The organism is Enterobacter cloacae complex sp. IR5384, from assembly GCF_049237265.1.
GTDB classification, from domain to species: Bacteria; Pseudomonadota; Gammaproteobacteria; order Enterobacterales; family Enterobacteriaceae; genus Enterobacter; species Enterobacter cloacae.
Genome location: NZ_JBMKHJ010000001.1, coordinates 81,553 through 98,940, shown reverse-complemented (window position 1 = coordinate 98,940; position 17,388 = coordinate 81,553). Strand labels below are relative to the sequence as shown.

The 17,388-nt window shown below is 52.3% G+C and carries 17 protein-coding genes, 2 tRNA genes and 1 other RNA gene; 10 read left to right on the top strand and 10 right to left on the bottom strand.

The window, feature by feature from the left end; translation table 11 throughout:
- Positions 1-4: 4 nt before the first annotated feature.
- Positions 5-1,189: a NupC/NupG family nucleoside CNT transporter gene (locus ACOTX3_RS00515; RefSeq protein ID WP_058678379.1), complete on the bottom strand. Its 1,185-nt coding sequence runs from the start codon at positions 1,187-1,189 to the stop codon at positions 5-7.
- Between the two features lie 250 nt (positions 1,190-1,439).
- On the opposite strand from ACOTX3_RS00515, the gene efeU reads away from it, so the two are divergent.
- From efeU to ACOTX3_RS00490, 5 genes are all read left to right on the top strand, one after another.
- Positions 1,440-2,273 carry an iron uptake transporter permease EfeU gene (gene efeU / locus ACOTX3_RS00510; protein WP_013097186.1) on the top strand — a complete coding sequence of 278 codons (834 nt, stop codon included), beginning with the start codon at positions 1,440-1,442 and terminating at the stop codon, positions 2,271-2,273.
- 43 nt (positions 2,274-2,316) lie between these two features.
- On the top strand, positions 2,317-3,444 hold the full coding sequence (gene efeO, locus ACOTX3_RS00505) for an iron uptake system protein EfeO (RefSeq protein ID WP_127868997.1): 1,128 nt from the start codon (positions 2,317-2,319) through the stop codon (positions 3,442-3,444).
- Between the two features lie 5 nt (positions 3,445-3,449).
- Positions 3,450-4,733 carry an iron uptake transporter deferrochelatase/peroxidase subunit gene (gene efeB, locus ACOTX3_RS00500; protein ID WP_029882758.1) on the top strand — a complete coding sequence of 428 codons (1,284 nt, stop codon included), beginning with the start codon at positions 3,450-3,452 and terminating at the stop codon, positions 4,731-4,733.
- Between the two features lie 500 nt (positions 4,734-5,233).
- Positions 5,234-6,025, top strand: a complete 792-nt coding sequence (phoH, locus tag ACOTX3_RS00495; protein ID WP_013097183.1) for a phosphate starvation-inducible protein PhoH — start codon at positions 5,234-5,236, stop codon at positions 6,023-6,025.
- Between the two features lie 408 nt (positions 6,026-6,433).
- Positions 6,434-7,939, top strand: coding sequence for an alanine/glycine:cation symporter family protein (locus ACOTX3_RS00490; protein ID WP_038419085.1), 1,506 nt, complete (start codon positions 6,434-6,436; stop codon positions 7,937-7,939).
- Positions 7,940-8,131: 192 nt separating this feature from the next.
- Here the strand turns inward: ACOTX3_RS00490 and ACOTX3_RS00485 are convergent.
- The 3 genes from ACOTX3_RS00485 to ACOTX3_RS00475 form a co-directional block, all read right to left on the bottom strand.
- Positions 8,132-8,219 (bottom strand) — tRNA-Ser (locus ACOTX3_RS00485).
- Between the two features lie 137 nt (positions 8,220-8,356).
- Positions 8,357-9,034: an isochorismatase family protein gene (locus tag ACOTX3_RS00480; RefSeq protein ID WP_020689641.1), complete on the bottom strand. Its 678-nt coding sequence runs from the start codon at positions 9,032-9,034 to the stop codon at positions 8,357-8,359.
- 20 nt (positions 9,035-9,054) lie between these two features.
- Positions 9,055-9,915: a pirin family protein gene (locus ACOTX3_RS00475; RefSeq protein WP_023622203.1), complete on the bottom strand. Its 861-nt coding sequence runs from the start codon at positions 9,913-9,915 to the stop codon at positions 9,055-9,057.
- A gap of 109 nt (positions 9,916-10,024) precedes the next feature.
- Here ACOTX3_RS00475 and ACOTX3_RS00470 point away from each other — a divergent pair, with 109 nt between their 5' ends.
- Positions 10,025-10,930 carry a LysR family transcriptional regulator gene (locus ACOTX3_RS00470; protein WP_029881942.1) on the top strand — a complete coding sequence of 302 codons (906 nt, stop codon included), beginning with the start codon at positions 10,025-10,027 and terminating at the stop codon, positions 10,928-10,930.
- 131 nt (positions 10,931-11,061) lie between these two features.
- On the opposite strand, the gene ACOTX3_RS00465 is transcribed toward ACOTX3_RS00470, so the two are convergent.
- Positions 11,062-11,197: non-coding RNA, RtT sRNA (locus tag ACOTX3_RS00465), on the bottom strand.
- Positions 11,198-11,242: 45 nt separating this feature from the next.
- Positions 11,243-11,330 (bottom strand) — tRNA-Ser (locus ACOTX3_RS00460).
- 231 nt (positions 11,331-11,561) lie between these two features.
- Between ACOTX3_RS00460 and ghrA the strand changes: the two genes are divergently transcribed.
- The 4 genes from ghrA to ACOTX3_RS00440 all read left to right on the top strand — a co-directional run bounded on the left by ghrA (position 11,562) and on the right by ACOTX3_RS00440 (position 14,476).
- Positions 11,562-12,500: a glyoxylate/hydroxypyruvate reductase GhrA gene (gene ghrA / locus ACOTX3_RS00455; protein ID WP_013097178.1), complete on the top strand. Its 939-nt coding sequence runs from the start codon at positions 11,562-11,564 to the stop codon at positions 12,498-12,500.
- A gap of 84 nt (positions 12,501-12,584) precedes the next feature.
- Positions 12,585-13,322 carry a phosphatase gene (locus tag ACOTX3_RS00450; RefSeq protein ID WP_023622347.1) on the top strand — a complete coding sequence of 246 codons (738 nt, stop codon included), beginning with the start codon at positions 12,585-12,587 and terminating at the stop codon, positions 13,320-13,322.
- Between the two features lie 20 nt (positions 13,323-13,342).
- Complete coding sequence (locus ACOTX3_RS00445; protein WP_013097176.1) at positions 13,343-13,897, top strand: TorD/DmsD family molecular chaperone; 555 nt, start codon at positions 13,343-13,345, stop codon at positions 13,895-13,897.
- Between the two features lie 96 nt (positions 13,898-13,993).
- Positions 13,994-14,476: a DUF1097 domain-containing protein gene (locus tag ACOTX3_RS00440; RefSeq protein WP_072200468.1), complete on the top strand. Its 483-nt coding sequence runs from the start codon at positions 13,994-13,996 to the stop codon at positions 14,474-14,476.
- Between the two features lie 43 nt (positions 14,477-14,519).
- Here ACOTX3_RS00440 and csgG read toward each other — a convergent pair whose 3' ends face one another.
- Genes csgG through csgD form a run of 4 tightly spaced genes read right to left on the bottom strand, consistent with a single transcriptional unit; the run spans position 14,520 to position 16,861 of the window.
- Positions 14,520-15,353, bottom strand: a complete 834-nt coding sequence (gene csgG, locus ACOTX3_RS00435) for a curli production assembly/transport protein CsgG (RefSeq protein ID WP_028027948.1) — start codon at positions 15,351-15,353, stop codon at positions 14,520-14,522.
- Positions 15,354-15,379: 26 nt separating this feature from the next.
- A complete protein-coding gene (gene csgF, locus ACOTX3_RS00430) occupies positions 15,380-15,793 on the bottom strand; it encodes a curli production assembly/transport protein CsgF (RefSeq protein WP_013097173.1) in 414 nt (137 codons plus the stop codon).
- Between the two features lie 23 nt (positions 15,794-15,816).
- The gene (gene csgE / locus ACOTX3_RS00425; protein WP_023620196.1) at positions 15,817-16,206 is read right to left on the bottom strand and encodes a curli production assembly/transport protein CsgE; all 390 of its coding nucleotides are present in this window, start codon (positions 16,204-16,206) and stop codon (positions 15,817-15,819) included.
- A 4-nt stretch (positions 16,207-16,210) separates the two neighbouring features.
- Positions 16,211-16,861: a biofilm master transcriptional regulator CsgD gene (gene csgD, locus ACOTX3_RS00420; RefSeq protein ID WP_023620195.1), complete on the bottom strand. Its 651-nt coding sequence runs from the start codon at positions 16,859-16,861 to the stop codon at positions 16,211-16,213.
- Positions 16,862-17,388 lie beyond the last annotated feature (527 nt).

Sequence of the window (17,388 nt, the reverse complement as noted above, 5' to 3'; positions counted from 1 at the left end):
CACATCACAATACCAGGCCCGCAAAGCTCGCCGACAGCAAACTCACCAGCGTCGCGCCATACACCAGACGCAGACCAAACCGCGACACCACGTTGCCCTGCTGCTCGTTCAGGCCCTTGATTGCACCTGCGACAATACCGATGGAGGCGAAGTTGGCGAACGACACCAGGAACACGGATAAAATCCCCAGCCCGCGCGGTGACATCTGATGCGCAATTTTTTGCAGCTCAATCATCGCCACAAATTCATTCGCTACCAGCTTAGTTGCCATAATACTGCCGGCATTTAAGGCATCGCTCAGCGGAATACCCACCAGCCACGCCAGCGGATAAAACACATAGCCGAGGATCTGCTGAAAGCTCATGCCAAATACGCTGGAGAAGAGGGCGTTAATGGCGCTAATAAGCGCAATAAAGCCAATCAGCATCGCCAGAATAATCATCGCCACTTTAAAACCGGCCAGAATATACTCGCCCAGCATTTCGAAGAAGCTCTGGGACTCATGCAGTTTTTTGAGCTTAATATCCGGCTCCGCTTCCGGGCGTGCCGGGTTGATGACGGAGAGAATAATAAAGGTGCTGAACATGTTCAGAATGAGCGCCGCCACCACAAATTTAGCGTCGAGCATGGTCATATAGGCACCGACAATCGACAGGGAGACGGTCGACATGGCCGTGGCCGCCATGGTGAACAGACGACGTGACGAGAGATCGCCCAGTACGCCCTTGTAGGCAATAAAGTTTTCAGACTGTCCGAGGATCAGCGAACTCACCGCGTTAAAGGATTCCAGCTTGCCCATGCCGTTCAGTTTTGACAGCAGCGTGCCAATCAGCCGAATAAAAATCGGCAGAATGCGCCAGTGCTGAAGAATACCAATGAGTGCGGAGATAAAAATAATCGGGCAAAGCACGCCGAGGAAAATGAACGCCAGCCCTTTTTCACCCATTCCGCCAAAGACGAAATTGGTCCCTTCGCCGGCAAATTTCAGCAGTGATTCAAAGAAACCGGAGACGTATTTAATCAGGAATAACCCGCTTTCGGCGTGCAGGAAAAAGAACGCCAGCGCAATTTCAATAACGATCAGCTGTAAAACAAAGCGAATGCGAATTTTTCGGCGGTCAAAACTTACCAGCCAGGCAAGCGCAAGAATAATCACCAGCGCCAGCAGGAAATGGACAATCTTAAACATGGTTTATTTTCGGTTAGTTTGCGAGGCGGATATTTAGCCACAGCGCTGATTAACCGTAAATGGGCATTTTCGTTATACCTTATAAACCGGAACGTCACGAGCGCAACTATTACCCCGCGATGCGTTTACAACTCGTCATCAAAAACCACACATTTCGCTTGTTTTTCTTATCGCCGTAATGATAATCACTATCACAAGAATTTACCTTTCTTTGCATCAGTTGACCGCGATAAACATTTAAGGTGTCGGCATGTTTGTTCCATTTCTCATTATGTTACGCGAAGGCCTGGAAGCGGCCCTCATTGTTAGCCTCATCGCCAGTTATCTGAAGCGAACCCAGCGCGGACGCTGGATTGGGGTGATGTGGATAGGGGTTTTCCTCGCCGCTGCGCTCTGTCTGGGCCTGGGCATTCTGATCAATGAAACCACCGGTGAATTCCCGCAGAAAGAGCAGGAGCTGTTCGAAGGTATCGTTGCGGTGATAGCGGTGGTGATCCTCACCTGGATGGTGTTCTGGATGCGTAAAGTCTCGCGTAACGTGAAGGTGCAGCTGGAGCAGGCGGTAGATAATGCCCTGCAGAAGGGAAATCATCACGGCTGGGCGCTGATCATGATGGTTTTTTTCGCCGTGGCGCGTGAAGGTCTGGAATCCGTATTCTTCCTGCTGGCTGCCTTTCAGCAGGATGTGGGGATCTGGCCACCGCTGGGGGCGATGCTGGGGCTGGCAACGGCCGTGGTGCTGGGTTTCCTGCTCTACTGGGGCGGCATTCGCCTGAACCTGGGGGCCTTCTTTAAATGGACCAGCCTGTTCATTTTGCTGGTGGCCGCAGGGCTGGCGGCAGGGGCGATCCGCGCTTTCCATGAGGCGGGTCTGTGGAACCACTTCCAGGATGTGGCGTTCGATCTTAGCAATGTTCTTTCTACCCATTCACTGACCGGCACGCTGCTCGAAGGGATCTTCGGCTATCAGGAAACGCCAAGCGTCAGTGAAGTGGCGATGTACTTTATCTATCTTATTCCGGCGCTGGCGCTGTTCTTTATGCCATCGCGCCCCAGTGCTCAGCCGTCGCGTACTGCGCCCTGATGTGCTTACTGTAGTTACAACATACTTTTAAAAGGGAAGGGTCATGGCAATTCAATTTCGTCGTAGTGCGTTACAGGTTGGTGTGGCAGCGCTTGTTGCTTCTGCCTTCGCCGCTCAGGCTGCTGATATTCCACAGGTCAAGGTGACGGTGAATGATAAGCAGTGTGAGCCGATGACCATTACGGTCAACAGCGGTAAGACACAATTTATTATTCAGAACCACAGCCAGAAAGCGCTGGAGTGGGAAATTCTCAAAGGCGTGATGGTCGTGGAAGAGCGCGAAAATATCGCGCCGGGCTTTAGCCAGAAAATGACGGCTAACCTGCAGCCGGGTGAATATGACATGACCTGCGGTCTGCTGACCAACCCGAAAGGTAAGCTCATCGTTAAGGGGAATGCCACAGCGGATGCCGCGAAAGGCACGGCCCTGCTGAGCCTGGGCGATGCCATCACCGCTTATAAAGCGTATGTCATCAAAGAGACGGCAGACCTGGCGGCGGGAACCAAAGCCTTTACGGATGCGGTGAAAGCGGGCGATATCGACAAAGCGAAATCCCTGTATGCGCCCACCCGTCAGCACTACGAGCGCATTGAGCCGATTGCGGAGCTGTTCTCCGATCTTGATGGCAGTATTGATGCCCGTGAAGACGATTACGAGCAGAAAGCGGCCGATCCAAAATTCACCGGCTTCCACCGTCTGGAGAAAGCCCTGTTTGGCGATAACTCCACCAAAGGGATGGAGAAGTATGCCGATCAGCTCAACAGCGACGTGCTGGAGCTGCAAAAGCGCATCAGCGAGCTGGCCTTCCCGCCATCTAAAGTGGTGGGCGGTGCGGCCGGACTGATTGAAGAAGTGGCCGCCAGCAAAATCAGCGGTGAAGAAGATCGCTACAGCCACACTGATCTGTGGGATTTCAAGGCGAACGTCGATGGCGCGCAGAAAATTGTTAACCTGCTGCGCCCACAGCTGCAGAAAGAGAATAGCGAGCTGCTGGCAAAAGTGGATGCCAACTTTAAGAAAGTCGACACCATTCTGGCGAAGTACCGCACCAAAGACGGGTTTGAAACCTACGACAAACTGACCGACGCCGACCGTAACGCGCTGAAAGGCCCGATTACCACCCTGGCGGAAGATCTCTCCCTGCTGCGTGGCGTACTGGGTCTGGACTAAGCACGATGAACAAGCATGACGAATACGACGTGGCAGAACCGTCACGTCGTCGGTTGTTGAAAGGGGTAGGGGCGCTGGGGGGCGCATTTGCCCTGGCCGGAGGGTGTCCTGTGGCGCATGCGGCAAAACCGCAAAGTGCGCCCGGTACGCTGTCACCGGACGCCCGTATGGAGACGCAGCCTTTCTATGGCGAGCATCAGGCGGGCATTCTGACACCACAGCAGGCCTCCATGATGCTGGTGGCCTTTGATTCGCTGGCAAGTGATAAAGCTGACCTGGAGCGCCTGTTTCGCCTGCTCACCACCCGCATCGCGTTTCTGACTGCAGGGGGACCGGCGCCAGAAACGCCAAATCCCCGACTGCCGCCTATGGACTCGGGGATCTTAGGGTCGTTCATCGCCCCGGATAATCTGACCATTACGGTGTCGCTGGGCGAATCGCTGTTTGATGAACGTTACGGGCTGGCAAAACAGAAGCCGAAAGCGCTGCAAAAAATGACGCGTTTCCCGAATGATTCTCTGGATGCTGCTCTCTGCCACGGCGATCTGCTCCTGCAGATTTGCGCTAACACGCAGGACACGGTGATCCACGCTCTGCGGGATATCATCAAACACACGCCTGATCTGTTGAGCGTGCGCTGGAAGCGGGAAGGGTTTATCTCTGACCATGCTGCCCGCAGCAAAGGCAAAGAGACGCCGGTGAACCTGCTGGGCTTTAAGGATGGCACCGCCAACCCGGACAGCAGCAACGGCGCGCTAATGAAAGAGGTCGTCTGGGTCACAGCCGATCAGGGTGAGCCTGCCTGGGCCGTCGGCGGGAGCTATCAGGCGGTGCGGGTGATTCAGTTCCATGTGGAATTCTGGGATCGCACGCCACTTAAAGAGCAGCAGACGATCTTTGGCCGTGACAAGCAGAGCGGGGCGCCGCTTGGCATGAAGCACGAGCATGATGTGCCGGATTACGCCAGCGATCCTAATGGCGATACCATTGCGCTGGACAGCCATATCCGGCTGGCGAATCCGCGCACCAAAGAGACGCAGTCAAGCCTGATGATGCGCCGGGGCTATAGCTACTCGCTGGGGGTGACCAATTCCGGTCAGCTGGATATGGGGCTGCTGTTTGTCTGCTATCAGCACGATCTGGAGAAGGGTTTCCTCACCGTGCAGAAGCGGTTAAACGGCGAAGCGCTGGAAGAGTACGTTAAACCTATCGGCGGCGGCTATTTCTTCGCGCTGCCCGGCGTGCGCGATTCGAACGCCTGGCTCGCGCAAGGGCTGATAGAAGCCTGATAATTGTCCCTGCGATAGTTCGCGGGGACATTATTTTTTCATATGACTATCCCTCTGTTATATTTCTGTAATATTCCTGTATGAGACTGTTTTCAACTGCAGGAGCAGTCTTAAAAGTTGCATTCAGGTAAAATAAATGTTGCATTTATGATAATCCCTGATGTACTTAAGATAAGACAGCGGTAGTTCCCGGCAGTGATGCTGAATCACTATGGAGATCGCGAATGGTATCGTCCTGTACTGGACAATGTAAACACAACAACCGCAGTACCCGGCGCGGAGGCTCAGACTCCGGCAGCGATTTCCTCACCACTAAATTCTCCCCTTCTATTCAGAAACCAGATTCTACCGACGTGCAGAATGGTGCGCGTAGCTATTCTGTATCGTCATCCGGCAAGGCAAGCAATGGCTTACAAGGAAGCCAACCCTCTGATGTTCGTGCGCATAATCGTGCCGAAACTGGCGCGTGTGATGAATACCAACAACTCAAGGTGCTATCCATGGGAAGACAAAAAGCAGTGATCAAAGCTCGTCGCGAAGCAAAACGTGTGCTGAGACGGGATTCACGTAGTCATAAACAGCGTGAAGAAGAATCGGTCACCTCGCTTGTGCAGATGAGTGGCGTAGAAGCAATTGGCATGGCGCGGGACAGCCGTGATAATTCCCCAATTGTGGCGCGCAATGAGGCTCAGGCGCACTACCTGAATGCTATCGAGAGTAAACAGCTCATCTTTGCAACCGGTGAAGCCGGATGCGGGAAAACCTGGATCAGTGCAGCCAAAGCAGCGGAGGCCCTGATCCATAAGGACGTGGAGAGAATTATTGTTACCCGTCCGGTACTGCAAGCTGATGAAGATCTCGGCTTCTTGCCCGGTGACATATCGGAGAAGTTTGCCCCTTACTTCAGGCCCGTTTATGACGTGCTGGTGAAGCGACTGGGTGCATCCTTTATGCAGTACTGCCTGCGACCAGAGATTGGCAAGGTGGAAATCGCGCCGTTCGCCTATATGCGCGGACGTACATTTGAAAATGCGGTCGTCATTCTTGACGAGGCTCAGAACGTGACCGCTGCGCAAATGAAGATGTTCTTAACGCGCCTCGGGGAGAACGTGACGGTTATCGTCAATGGCGATATTACCCAGTGTGACCTGCCATCCGGCGTGAAATCCGGCTTGAGCGACGCCATGTCACGTTTTGAGGAAGACGACATGATTGGGGTAGTACGCTTTACCAAAGAAGATTGTGTGCGGTCGGCGCTGTGCCAGCGCACGCTGGAAGTCTATTCCGACTGACGGTAAAACATCGCCGTTTTACCGCTCACCTGTCATCCCTTCCCGGCGTAATGCCGGGAAGCTTCTTTTATTTCTTCTCACGACTCGCGTCTGGTTGTCTTTTAAAAGATTGCCTGTCTTGCGGAATTCATCATGTCGGTTATTCATTTTTGACGCTGGTTTTTTATCACGCTCAGCGAAATGTGATGTGTATTTATAATATCCACAAAGTACCCATGAATATCATGATCGCGCTAATTGTTCGCTCAAATTTAAACGTGAATGTTGTCACATAATGTTACTAAGATGTGAAAATTAAGTTGGTGTATTGTGTCTAATTCTCTATGTTTCGTACTGATTCAAACAACATTCTAACAAGAAAATCCCATGGGGAACCGTTTCCCTGGAACATCACGTTGAGGGTCATACATGAACGAACTGGTTGGTGCAATTAACGGTGTTATCTGGAGCCCGGCGTTAATATTTTTATGTCTGGGTGTCGGCCTCTATTTCTCATTACGTAGTCGTTTTTTGCAGTTACGTCATATAAAACATATGATTACCTTGATGTTTCAGGGGCGTCCTACCGATGCTGGCGTATCGTCGTTCCAGGCACTGACGATGACGCTGGCAGGGCGTGTAGGGACCGGGAACATTGCTGGCGTCGCCACCGCTATTACCTTCGGTGGACCGGGCGCACTTTTCTGGATGTGGATTGTGGCGTTTTTGGGGGCCAGCTCTGCGTTTGTGGAATCTACGTTGGGCCAGGTTTATAAAGAAAAAATCAACGGTGAATATCGTGGCGGTCCTGCCTTTTATATTGAAAAAGGATTAGGCGTTAAATGGTATGCATGGTTATTTGCCGTCGTCACCATTTTCTCCTGCGGTTTATTACTGCCAGGGGTACAAGCAAACTCGATTGGTGCCAGCCTGGATATTGCATTTGGGCTTGATCCAAATGTCACGGCAGCATTACTTGCCGTACTGTTAAGTTTTATTATTTTCGGTGGTGTGAAAAGGATCGCCAGTTTTAGCAGTATGGTCGTTCCGTTTATGGCGCTCGGCTATATTATTGTGGCATGCGTTATTATCGCGATTAATATTACTGAGCTTCCTGGTGTGATTCTGTTGATCTGGAAAAGCGCTTTTGGTCTGGAAGCTGGTTTTGGTGCCATTCTTGGTCAGGCTATCATGTGGGGCGTTAAGCGCGGAGTCTATTCCAACGAGGCGGCGCAAGGTACCGGGCCGCATGCGTCATCTGCGGCGGCAGTGAGCCATCCGGTGAAGCAGGGGCTGGTTCAGGCTTTCTCGGTCTATATCGACACGCTGTTTGTCTGCTCGGCGACCGGGTTTATGCTGTTGATCACCGGTCTGTATAACGTGCAGGGCATTGACGGTGCTGCACTCTACACCGGTATTTCCGGCGTGGCAGCAGGGCCTGGCTATGTGCAGACGGCAATGGAAAGTATGATGCCAGGCTTTGGTAATTACTTTGTTGCTGTTGCGCTGTTCTTCTTTGCCTTCACGACCATTATTGCTTACTACTATATTGCTGAAACCAATATCGCCTTCATCAACCGTAAAATTCACCGTCCATGGCTGACATTCGTGCTCAAATTATGCCTGATGGCTTCAACGGTATATGGCACAGTCCGTACGGCGGATCTGGCATGGGGGCTGGGGGATATTGGGGTAGGGCTGATGGCATGGCTCAACATTATTGCCATTGTGCTTTTACATAAAAAAGCGTTTGCCAGCCTTAAGGATTATGAAATTCAGAATGCGCAGGGGGTAGATCCGCATTTTGACCCGATTCGACTGGGGATTAAAAATGCGGACTACTGGCTGGAAGAGCGTAAAGATGAACCTGCTGCAAATCCAGAACAGACGACTTCTGTCGTGAGAGAGCAGAACGCAGGGAAACTGAACAATTAATCGTGGTAGCCCGTATTAATTTACGGGCCCATGGGTCTTGTAGGCCGGGTAAGCGTTAGCGCCACCCGGCGAATAAGGCGACTACGTTGCTGAACTGTCTTTGTCGAACCCCGGTCGGGGATTCTCATCCCCCCCTTCGGAGACTATAAAAGAAAAAAGCCCGTACTTTCGTACGAGCTCTTGTCTTGAATATGGCGGTGAGGGGGGGATTCGAACCCCCGATACGTTGCCGTATACACACTTTCCAGGCGTGCTCCTTCAGCCACTCGGACACCTCACCATATTGTTTTGCTGCCTGACCGCTTGGGGGGCAACGGGGCGCTACTATAGGGAGTTGCGCTAAAACGGTCAAGCAGATTTTCAGCTTTAGTGCGTGTTCGGTTAAGCCTTAATCAGCTTTGGTCACAGCACGGGCGCTTAACGCTGTGAATCGAGCGCTTCGCTGTTTTTCACCACTTCCTGCGCCTTGCCGTAGCTCTCGATCAGCAGCTGATACGCCGGGAAAATGTGTGTGTAGACTTCTGCCCACTCGGCCGCATCTTCACGGTTCCATGTCCGCTGGATCTCAGAGGCAACAGCCGCCGTATCCATTGGCACCACGCCCGCCTGCACCACACGGGCCAGGGTGATCTCCTGCGCCATTTTGCTGTAAGTACCGGACGCATCAATCACCGCAAAGACTTTATAGCCATCCGCCACTGCGCTAATCGACGGAAACGCCATGCAGACGCTGGTGATGGTACCGGCGATAATCAACGTCTTACGTCCGGTGGCTTTAACCGCGGCCACAAATTCCGGGTTATCCCAGGCGTTGATCTCCCCTTTACGTGCCACATACTGTGCATGCGGCGCGTTGGCATGAATTTCCGGGATGAGCGGACCGTTCGGGCCCTGCGGGACGGAAGCGGTGGTGATCACCGGGATGTTCGCAAGCGTCGCGATTTTCGCCAGAGCCGCCGCACGGGCACGCAGCTCAGGCATCGGCATATCGCCGACGGTCTGGAACAGGCCACTCTGGTGGTCGATAAGCAACATCACCGCATCGTTCACATCAATGACCGGACGTGCTCCATTAAAGTTGGCAGGTGTAGACATGTTCATCTCCTTTATTACGGTTAGATCTGGCCGAAACGGCCGGAGTTGAAATCACGAATGGCTTCATTGATTTCGGTTTTACTGTTCATCACGAACGGGCCGTAGCCCACAATCGGTTCATTCAGCGGCGCACCGGCCATCAGCAGTACTTTGGCATCGCTGCTGGCTTCCAGGTGTAACCTGTCACCTTCCTGACTCATGACCACCAGCTGTGCTTCTCCCGCGTGAGCCGTACCGTTCACCGTGACATGGCCTTCCAGCACCACCAGCGCGGTGCTCCAGCCCTCTGGCTGACTGAGTGTGACGTGGCTGCCCTGGTTGAGGGCAATGTCCCACACGTTCAGCGGCGAGAAGGTATGCGCCGGGCCGCTAACATCGTCGTAGTGACCAGCGATAACCCGCAGCGAGCCGCTGTTGTCGGGCAGCGTCACCACCGGGATATCGGCTTTGGTAATGCTCTGATAGCCCGGCGTGGCCATTTTGTCTTTCGCCGGCAGGTTGACCCAAAGCTGCATCATCTTGAGTTCTCCGCCTTTGTGCGCGAACGCGCTGGAGTGGAACTCTTCATGCAGAATGCCTGCACCGGCTGTCATCCACTGCACGTCGCCCGGACCAATGACGCCGCCTCTGCCGGTGGAGTCGCGATGCTCCACTTCGCCGGAATAGACAATGGTGACCGTTTCAAAACCACGATGCGGATGCTCGCCCACCCCGCGTTTTGTGCCGTCCGCCGGGAAGGTATGTGGGCCTGCGTAGTCCAGCAGTAAGAACGGGCTCAGCGACTCGCCGTGTGTCTGATAAGAAAACATCGAACGCACCGGGAAACCATTGCCAACCCAGTGTTGACGGGGGGCGGTATAGACGCCTGTTACGTTTTTCATGATGAACTCCTGATGTTCTGTTGATGTAATTAGCTTATATTCAGAGTTAATGTTCCGGTAGAGAGTGAAAATGGCATTCACTGTTCTGGAAATAGAACGATGAGGATTTATGCAGGATCTCAATGACTTTGTGTGGTTTGTGAAAGTGGTCGACTACGGTGGTTTTGCAGCAGCAGGGCGGGCACTCGATCTGCCTAAGTCCAGGCTGAGCCGCCGTATTGCGCAGCTTGAAGAGCGGCTCGGCGTGCGGTTAATTCAACGTACAACGCGACAATTTACGGTAACGGAGGTCGGGCAGACGTTCTATCAACACTGCAAAGCCATGATGGTTGAAGCGGAAGCGGCGGAAGAAGCCGTGGCCGCGCTGCAGGCGGAACCGCGCGGTATCGTCAGGCTTACCTGTCCTGTCACGTTGTTGCATGTGCATGTTGGCCCGATGCTGGCGCGGTTTATGGTGCGCTATCCCGGGATCAACCTTCAGCTGGAAGCAACGAACCGGCGGGTGGATCTGGTGGGGGAGGGTGTGGATGTGGCGATCCGCGTGCGTCCCCGTCCGTTTGATGACAGCGATCTGGTATTACGGGTGCTTGCCGACCGGGGACATTGCCTGGTCGCGGGCCCGGCCTTGATTGAACGCCTGGGAAAACCGTCGATGCCGTCAGAACTCAGCGCCTGGCCCGGGTTGAGTATGGGCGAGGGTAAGCATATCCATAAATGGCAATTATGCGGCCCGGAAGGCGCGAAAGCAGAAATCCATTTTTCCCCGCGCCTGATTACCACCGACATGCTGGCGCTGCGTGAAGCGGCCATGGCGGGCATCGGTGTGGTGCAACTGCCGATATTGATGGTGAAAGATCAGCTGGCATCAGGAGAGCTGATTCGGGTGCTGGAGGCGTGGGAGCCAAAAAGAGAAGTGATTCATGCGGTTTATCCATCAAGACGCGGATTACTGCCGTCCGTCAGGGCGCTGGTGGATTTTCTTACAGAAGAGTATGCACGGATGGTTGAAGAGTAGTTTTTTGTAGGTCGGGTAAGCGCAGCGCCACCCGACATAAAGAGCGCAGGGGGCTCAAGGTTCTCATCCCCCTTTTCGGAGACTATAAAAGAAAAAAGCCCGTACTTTCGTACGAGCTCTTGTCTTGAATATGGCGGTGAGGGGGGATTGACTCGCTTCGCTCGCCCTTCGGGCAGTCTGTTCGCTGCGCTCGCAGTCTGTCCAACTGGCTGTCGCCAGTTGTCGAACCCCGGTCGGGGATTCTCATCCCCCCCTTTCGGAGACTATAAAAGAAAAAAGCCCGTACTTTCGTACGAGCTCTTGCCTTGAATATGGCGGTGAGGGGGGGATTCGAACCCCCGATACGTTGCCGTATACACACTTTCCAGGCGTGCTCCTTCAGCCACTCGGACACCTCACCATATTGTCATCCCGTTGTTGTCGGGACGGGCGCTAATGTAAGGAAAAGCCGAACAGCCGTCAACACACTTTTTCAGTAAATTAGCGCATTTAGACAAACTTCAAACAACATGATTCTTAAATGTGCTGAAAGCGCCTTTTTTATCGGCAACGCGGTCCGGCGATAAATTTGTTATGCTGGCAATCCAGTTGAAAATGAAAATAAAACAGCGCAAAAAAGGCAGGAATGAGTATGGATATTATCTTCTATCACCCCACTTTTGATACGGCTTACTGGATTAAGGCACTTTCGGCAGCGTTACCGGGGGCGCGCGTGCGTGAATGGAAGCGCGGTGATAACGAACATGCAGACTACGCGCTGGTGTGGCATCCCCCGGTCGAGATGCTCCAGGGGCGCAAGCTGAAGGCCGTTTTTGCCCTCGGCGCCGGTGTGGATTCCATTCTGAGCAAACTGAAAGCGCACCCTGAAATGCTGCCGGAGGAAATCCCCCTGTTCCGCCTGGAAGATACCGGCATGGGCCAGCAAATGCAGGAATATGCCGTGAGTCAGGTGCTGCACTGGTTCCGACGTTTTGACGATTATCAGGCCTTAAAACTGCAATCCCGTTGGGAGCCGCTGCCAGAATATCAACGTGAAGAGTTTACTATCGGTATTCTCGGGGCGGGCGTGCTCGGCTCAAAAGTGGCCGAAGCGCTGGCACCGTGGGGCTTCCCGCTGCGCTGCTGGAGCCGCAGCCGCAAGAACTATCCTGGCGTTGAGAGTTTTGCCGGAACAGATGAACTCCCGGCGTTTCTGAAGGGGACGCGCGTACTGATCAATCTGCTGCCGAATACGGCGGAAACGGTCGGCATTATTAATAGCGCGCTTATGAATCAGCTGGCGGATCAGAGTTACGTGATGAATCTGGCGCGCGGGGTTCATCTGGTGGAAGCCGATCTCCTCAAAGCTCTTGATGGTGGCAAGGTGAAAGGCGCGATGCTGGATGTGTACAGCCGCGAGCCGTTGCCGGCAGAGAGCCCGCTGTGGGCACATCCGCGCGTGGCGATGACCCCACACGTCGCCGCCGTGACGCGTCCGGCAGAGGCGGTGGCCTATATTACGCACACCATCAGTGAGATAGAGCAGGGCAACGCGGTGACCGGGCAGGTCGACAGAACGCGCGGCTACTGAGTGAAACCCGGCGTTAGCCGGGTTTTTGCTAATAATCGCAGCAGATAACTGCTATCCTTTGGAAAAACCGCAGAGGAGAGAGAGATGTATCCCGTTGACCTGCATATGCACACCGTCGCCAGCACCCACGCGTATAGCAACCTCCATGATTACATTGCACAAGCGAAGCTCAAGGGCATCAGGCTTTTTGCGATCACCGATCATGGCCCGGATATGGCGGATGCGCCGCACTACTGGCATTTTGTGAATATGCGGATCTGGCCACGCCTGGTGGACGGTATTGGGATACTGCGTGGCATTGAGGCGAACATTAAAAATACCGACGGTGAGATCGACTGCACCGGCCCGATGCTGACATCTCTTGACCTTATTCTCGCCGGTTTCCATGAACCTGTCTTTGCGCCTCAGGATAAAGAAACCAATACCGCAGCGATGATTGCCACCATTGCCAGCGGCAACGTGCATATTATTAGCCACCCTGGCAACCCGAAGTACCCAATTGATATTCAGGCTGTCGCGCAGGCGGCAGCGAAGCATCGCGTGGCGCTGGAGATTAACAACTCCTCCTTCGTGCACTCGCGTAAGGGCAGTGAAGCGAACTGCCGCGAAGTGGCGGCCGCAGTGCGTGACGCCGGAGGCATGGTGGCGCTGGGTTCAGATTCCCATACTGCGTTCACACTGGGTGATTTCAGCGAGTGCCTGAAAGTGCTGAATGATGTTAACTTCCCGGAAGCGCAAATCCTGAACGTGACCCCTCGTCGCATGCTCGATTTCCTTGAGTCGCGCGGAATGGAACCGATTGCCGAATTTGCCGATCTTTAATTGTGTAATGGAATAAAAAAATGAATGAGTTTTCCATCCTTTGCCGCGTGCTGGGTACGCTGTACTACCGCCAGCCTCAAGACCCGCTGCTGGTCCCGCTCTTTACATTAATTCGTGAAGGGAAACTGGCGCAGAACTGGCCGCTGGAACAGGATGATTTACTGGAGCGCCTGCAGAAAAGCTGCGACATGCAGCAAATCTCCACAGATTACAACGCGCTGTTTGTGGGGGAAGAGTGCCGTGTTTCACCTTACCGCTCTGCCTGGCAGGAAGGGGCAACGGAAGCGGAAGTGCGCGCTTTTCTTTCAGAGCGCGGCATGCCGCTGACCGACACGCCTGCCGATCATATCGGTACGCTGCTGCTGGCCGCATCCTGGATTGAGGACCACGCCGGTGACGATGAGAACGAAGCCATCGAAACCTTGTTCGAAATGTACCTGCTGCCGTGGGTCGGGACATTCCTTGGGAAAGTTGAAGCGCATGCCACCTCGCCATTCTGGAGAACGCTGGCTCCCCTGACGCGTGACGCCATCGCTGCAATGTGGGATGAGCTGGAAGAAGAGAATGAAGAGTGATCATGATCACATTAGTTCTGCAACGCAACGCATCATCTTGCATATAATGTGCTTCTGATCTCATTTCCATGGCGCGCTTCTGCTAAGATGCGCGCCATGAACATATTACTTTGTATCGCACTCACAACAGGTATCCTCTCCGGGCTTTGGGGATGGGTAGCCGTCTCTCTCGGACTGCTCAGCTGGGCTGGATTTCTCGGCTGCACGGCCTACTTCGCCTGCCCGCAGGGTGGGATCAAAGGGCTTTTTATCTCAGGCTGCACTCTGATGAGCGGCGTTATCTGGGCGCTGGTTATCATGAAGGGCAGTGCGCTCGCCCCGCATCTGGAGATCCTCGGCTATATCATGACGGGTGTGGTCGCCTTTTTGATGTGCGTTCAGGCAAAGCATCTGTTGCTGTCGTTTGTACCCGGCACGTTTATGGGGGCGTGTGCCACCTTTGCGGGGCAGGGTGACTGGAAGCTGGTGGTCCCCTCGCTGGCGCTGGGGTTGCTGTTTGGCTATGCCATGAAGAACAGTGGTCTGTGGCTGGCGGCACGACGAGAAAAAGCGCAAAACGTGCCAGCGGTGAGTGAATAAAAAAAGGCGAGATAACTATCTCGCCTTTTTTATGCGCGTCCTGTCAGGATTCCGGAGGAACCGACATATCGCGGTATTTCACCAGTACCGGGTTTTGCACGTCTGCTTTGTTTTGCAGATCCCACAGCCCGCGGTCGATACCATCATTTATCAGGAAGATAACTCCGGTTTCAATGGCTGACATCAGGCACATCATCACCGGCTCGTTAGAGGTATAACCGATTTCACCCTCCAGCAGACGCTGATAGTCAATGAAGCGGAACACCCCGGCCTGCACTTCATAAGAGAGTATGGTTTTGCTGGTGGTTACCGAAGAGAGCACTTCCCCGGTACTGACGTTAACGACACGCAGGTTAACGGCAATTTGGTCGAGCTGATACTGCGTATCTGCACCGATACCGAAATAACGTGCGCCAGCACCGCCAGATTTCACGTTACTTTCGTAACCGATAATCGACCCTTCAATCATAACATTCGCCGCAGCCAGAGATTGCAGCGGCATGCGGTTATTATCTGCAACGGTACCATTCTCCTGCGCCGCACGAATAATTTTTCGTTCATTTAACAGGTTTTGCAGCCCCTGGCGTTCCAGTGGAATAAACCAGCGCGAATCTTTCAGCGCGGTCACCAGCATGGCGGTGGCGCTTTGCGGTACGGCCGTAGAGAAGTTACTTGCCGGGTAAGGTTTAAATTGCCCGGTTTCATCCTGAATGTTGTAGACGGAGACAAATATTTTACCTGTCGGGGCAGGCAAATGGGTTAAATCACGATAACTTTGAGCCCGAGGCATTAATGTCGGTTTTGCAGCTTCTTTAGGTGGAGCAGTTAAACAACCGCTCAATAAGCACACTGCAACAAGTATCAGGAAGCGCTGCATGATCGTTGTCCTTATTTTGGGGTTGTTCAAAAGTCAGTCGAGTTATTTTGTAAACCGGAAACCTGAATGGTTGAGGTTTTTCCGGTTTTACGATCGGTAACGTTCAACTGGAGCTGCCCGTCCCTGTTGGCGATATCGACAATGAAGTCATTGGTCACCATGCGGCCGGGTTTGCCGGTGTTGATATTGGTCAGCAAACCGCCCAAAATTTGCGACTGGATCGCCTGGGTGAAGTTGTCCAGTGCAGATGGCGTATCCACGCTAAAATCCTTGAAGCTGGGATCTTTATAAGAATTTTGCGCCTGGGCTTCATTCAACATGAACGCCCCATTATTCGGGTTACCACCAAAGTTGGGATTACGGAACTGGAATGTCATATTCCCGGCCCAGCTTAATGGGGTGATGAGCATTATCGAAACAACTGCATATGCAATACGCATGACAGCCTCCGGATATAGGTTCGCTAGAACTCGTCTTTTGCTAAATCTCTTGTGCTTAATAGCGCTTTGTCTATTTGCATGCGATTAATAGCGTCTTCTGATTGCGCCAGCGCCAAGGCTACGTTTTTATCGAAGTCTATTTTGGTGGGAAATAAAAATGTTTGATAAATAACGAACTGATTAGCCGTTATTGTTATCCAACTTCCCCATCGTGCACTGGGCCGCTCGTTGATTGTTATATTTCCAGGATACGTACTGTCCCATTTATCACTGAAGGCACGATAAAAATTGTGTCCGACAGAAGAGACGGTATGGTCCGTTAACAATCCGGGAACTTCGACCTCGACGGCCTTCAGGTTCCCGGCAGCGAGCAGAAAGCCCGCTGCGGCAATCCAACTCATGGTGCGTTTCATGTGATTAACGCCTGAGGTTATCGTTTGCCCATGAAACCGCCTGAGTTCGGTTTTTAACAGCTATCTTCTTGAAAAGATTATAAAGGTGCGTCTTTACCGTATTTTCGCTGATAAATAACGAACGGGCGATTTCAATATTTGAAGCACCAATGCGCAATTTGTTCAGGATCTCTTTCTCGCGGTGCGTTAGCAGTGCTGACTCTGAACTGTTGTAGCGGTAATTTCCGGAGTGCGTGATAAGGTAGCTGGCCAGCTTTTGCGAAAAATAACACTCTCCTCGCAAGATACCTTGCAGGCCTTCTACCACCCGATTCTCTTCTTCAGTGACGTAGAACACGCCATTGATATGCGGCCAACTTTCAATGTCCCGGAAAGGATACTCGTCAGGCGTATTCAATAATAACACGCGGATGTTATTGTTTTTCCTGCTCAAAGTATCTTGCCAGTAATGGATGAGCTTTTTATCCGCTTCCATCATATCGAAAAGAATAATGCAGCCAGGTGCAATATCATCGAAAGAACGTTGAATATTATGCAATTTCCCGTTCAGTGATAAAGATTGCTTTAAATGTTGTAATAAAGCGGTCGCCTGCAAAGAAGGTTTTGTGATCAACAGTAATGTATGACCATGTAAACTATGGACTTCATTATACATGATGAAACCCCACTTTTTTATGACACCTGGCAGTTGTCCTCCTGCGAAAAGAGGACACCAGAAGTACTGACAGATGTTGCGCTGCTGTGTGTAGAATCAAACCATAACCTCCACAAGGGAGGAAAATATAAAACGAATTTCGTACATCTAATTTCAATCTAGCTTTTACGAAGTTTAAAGCAAGTGTAAACGTGTAACAAGATGTAAAAATCAATATTAATTTATGAATGTGTACCTTCTTGAAAGCCTTTAATTGATGAAAAAGTTGTACAGCTAAATAAAGATGCACAGATTTTAAAAATCATACAAATATTTATATGTGACTGATTTTAATGTTTTTATGCTATTCTTTTTCAGGAATTTTAAAGTATGAGTTTCAAAAAAAATCTAACCTACGGAATGCATGCCGCTTCGCCTTAAGAAATCGCGTCTTGTGTCACACGTTAACGTTAATGTCATCCTGTCGTTACGTTTAACCCTTCCTCTCTCGCGTCGGAACAGCCGCTGCGATGTTTCACTCATTTGCG

Bases quoted from the DNA above. Each gene is read 5' to 3' on its own strand.
- ACOTX3_RS00515 (WP_058678379.1), bottom strand. From the start codon at position 1,189: ATGTTTAAGATTGTCCATTTCCTGCTGGCGCTGGTGATTATTCTTGCG.
- efeU (WP_013097186.1), top strand. From the start codon at position 1,440: ATGTTTGTTCCATTTCTCATTATGTTACGCGAAGGCCTGGAAGCGGCC.
- efeO (WP_127868997.1), top strand. From the start codon at position 2,317: ATGGCAATTCAATTTCGTCGTAGTGCGTTACAGGTTGGTGTGGCAGCG.
- efeB (WP_029882758.1), top strand. From the start codon at position 3,450: ATGAACAAGCATGACGAATACGACGTGGCAGAACCGTCACGTCGTCGG.
- phoH (WP_013097183.1), top strand. From the start codon at position 5,234: ATGGGAAGACAAAAAGCAGTGATCAAAGCTCGTCGCGAAGCAAAACGT.
- ACOTX3_RS00490 (WP_038419085.1), top strand. From the start codon at position 6,434: ATGAACGAACTGGTTGGTGCAATTAACGGTGTTATCTGGAGCCCGGCG.
- ACOTX3_RS00480 (WP_020689641.1), bottom strand. From the start codon at position 9,034: ATGTCTACACCTGCCAACTTTAATGGAGCACGTCCGGTCATTGATGTG.
- ACOTX3_RS00475 (WP_023622203.1), bottom strand. From the start codon at position 9,915: ATGAAAAACGTAACAGGCGTCTATACCGCCCCCCGTCAACACTGGGTT.
- ACOTX3_RS00470 (WP_029881942.1), top strand. From the start codon at position 10,025: ATGCAGGATCTCAATGACTTTGTGTGGTTTGTGAAAGTGGTCGACTAC.
- ghrA (WP_013097178.1), top strand. From the start codon at position 11,562: ATGGATATTATCTTCTATCACCCCACTTTTGATACGGCTTACTGGATT.
- ACOTX3_RS00450 (WP_023622347.1), top strand. From the start codon at position 12,585: ATGTATCCCGTTGACCTGCATATGCACACCGTCGCCAGCACCCACGCG.
- ACOTX3_RS00445 (WP_013097176.1), top strand. From the start codon at position 13,343: ATGAATGAGTTTTCCATCCTTTGCCGCGTGCTGGGTACGCTGTACTAC.
- ACOTX3_RS00440 (WP_072200468.1), top strand. From the start codon at position 13,994: ATGAACATATTACTTTGTATCGCACTCACAACAGGTATCCTCTCCGGG.
- csgG (WP_028027948.1), bottom strand. From the start codon at position 15,353: ATGCAGCGCTTCCTGATACTTGTTGCAGTGTGCTTATTGAGCGGTTGT.
- csgF (WP_013097173.1), bottom strand. From the start codon at position 15,793: ATGCGTATTGCATATGCAGTTGTTTCGATAATGCTCATCACCCCATTA.
- csgE (WP_023620196.1), bottom strand. From the start codon at position 16,206: ATGAAACGCACCATGAGTTGGATTGCCGCAGCGGGCTTTCTGCTCGCT.
- csgD (WP_023620195.1), bottom strand. From the start codon at position 16,861: ATGTATAATGAAGTCCATAGTTTACATGGTCATACATTACTGTTGATC.